3 protein-coding genes are annotated in these 1,856 nt (G+C 47.1%); all 3 read left to right on the top strand.

The genetic code is table 11. The features are described from left to right. A partial coding sequence (locus tag A10D4_RS14205; RefSeq protein ID WP_008490115.1) for a hypothetical protein occupies window positions 1-1,037 on the top strand: 1,037 nt, incomplete at its 5' end. 2 nt (window positions 1,038-1,039) lie between these two features. Then, on the top strand, window positions 1,040-1,363 hold the full coding sequence (locus A10D4_RS13235) for a hypothetical protein (RefSeq protein WP_008490114.1): 324 nt from the start codon (window positions 1,040-1,042) through the stop codon (window positions 1,361-1,363). After that, on the top strand, window positions 1,360-1,602 hold the full coding sequence (locus A10D4_RS13230) for a tail fiber assembly protein (protein WP_008490113.1): 243 nt from the start codon (window positions 1,360-1,362) through the stop codon (window positions 1,600-1,602). The genes A10D4_RS13235 and A10D4_RS13230 overlap by 4 nt, the downstream gene beginning before the upstream one ends. Window positions 1,603-1,856 lie beyond the last annotated feature (254 nt).

Genomic DNA, 1,856 nt, shown 5'->3' with positions numbered 1-1,856 from the left:
GCAGCTTAGCCTTTTTTGCATCTGGCACCGCCGTATTTATTCAATCACAGAACCAGTTTGTTGAGGCAATAGGATTACCAAAGAATGCTCAGGGGGAAGTCATCGATAATCAATTCCTGCTTCGAAAAGCGTGGAATGGTACCGGCGGCTCTTTTGAGTTTGTCGCATTCGATACCATCGAGGGGTTACGTGATGCGGTGCAGTCTGCGCGGAGCTTTAGCGCTCAATTAAAAGCGGTGCTCGACAGCGTTTCAGCCAACCCCACGAGTAATTCAATTGCGAAGCGGACAAGTAATGGCCGACTGAAGGTGGCGAACGCAACAGAAAGCAATGATGCAGTAGCAAAAGGGCAACTCGGCGCAGCGGCTTATAAAGCTGTTGGCACCGAGATTGGTCAACTATTAGAGGTCGGGGCTGGTGGCCTGCTGAAGGTAGGCACTAATACAGGCAACTTCAACGCACCGTTTACCACACAGTTTTTGGCGTCGGTAGAGGGTAATCGACCGACGAATGGTGGTAGCCAGTATTATTACGGTTTTTCTGTTGCAGGCTCTGAGTCTGCGGCCGCAACCGTTGCCATGCGTGATGATTTCTACTGGCGCTTTGGTGGAGAGGACGATTCGTACCGGAGAGCATGGGATAATTACAATTTTATCGGTCCTATCTCGGAATCTGAGGGTGTGCCAACTGGCGGTATCATCGAGCGAGGGACTAACGCTAATGGTGAGTATGTAAAGTTCGCTGATGGAACGTTAATTTGTTGGGGTAGAACGGCATTGAGTGAAACATTTCCAGCAGGAAATTCAACCGTCCGAACTCTAAATTTTGCTGCTGAATTTATTAACGCTGACTATACCGTGAGCTTTACTCCCCAATTTCAGAGTTACGCTGATTGGGTTAAGTTTGTGGGATACGGATTCAGAAACTCAGGCTTATCAGATCGAACTACGAGTTCCATCCAAGTCTTTTTGAACTTCTCTTCCGGCCTCAGTTTTAATTTCCGCCCGTCATACACCGTTATTGGTAGATGGAAATAATTATGAAAATTACTTTATTGCCGACAGTATCCAGCCACGACGACATTCCGCCCACTGTAAGTTTAGACACGATCAGTTACCGCGGTGAGTCTTATGATTTATCCCAACTATCAGAAGGGGGAGAAGTTGAGGCGTCAGATCCGTTCATTGGAAAAATCACACGGGACACTAACGGCGCTATCCACTTAACACTGCAATATCGCTACACAACACAAACTGCTGAATCAGTGCAGTCGATGAATATTGAGGACTACACGTTTGACGTAACAAGCGGTGAATGTCCGTGCCCAATTAAGCGTAAGCCTATACAGGAGCCGACAGAATGAGTATTGATTGGGACACCTTAAAAACAGCCGAAGATCTGCAGGCTGAACGAGATGAATCAGAAGCTCTTAATGTGCGCAACAAGCGCGATGAGTTAATCCGTGCCACCGACTATTTTATGCTGCCTGACGCACCTGATGCGCCAGCAGGAATAGCTGAGTATCGCCAAGCACTGAGAGATATTACCGAGCAAGCGGGTTTCCCACATGACATTGAGTGGCCTAGTTTAGGCGTTGACTGAGGACAAAATTAAATTTGAGCCAGAGGAAGTAGAAGCACAGCCGGTGGGGGTTATTTAGTTATGGCTGTTAAGCTTTGGATTGTGTTTGAATCAGAGCTTAATTAGAAGCAAAAGAGCCGATATCCAAACTACTGTATATTGGGGCGGAATTGGGGCGGAATTGGGGCGGTCTTCAGGATGGCAAATTTCAGACACAAAAAAACCTGTTAAAAAACAGGTTGTTAATTGGTCGGCGTGACTGGATTTGAACCAGC

This window comes from Idiomarina xiamenensis 10-D-4, assembly GCF_000299895.1.
GTDB lineage: Bacteria > Pseudomonadota > Gammaproteobacteria > Enterobacterales > Alteromonadaceae > Idiomarina > Idiomarina xiamenensis.
Note: the sequence above shows the minus strand (reverse complement) of the source record. Positions and strands in the feature narration are given on the sequence as shown.

Bases quoted from the DNA above. Each gene is read 5' to 3' on its own strand.
- A10D4_RS13235 (WP_008490114.1), top strand. From the start codon at position 1,040: ATGAAAATTACTTTATTGCCGACAGTATCCAGCCACGACGACATTCCG.
- A10D4_RS13230 (WP_008490113.1), top strand. From the start codon at position 1,360: ATGAGTATTGATTGGGACACCTTAAAAACAGCCGAAGATCTGCAGGCT.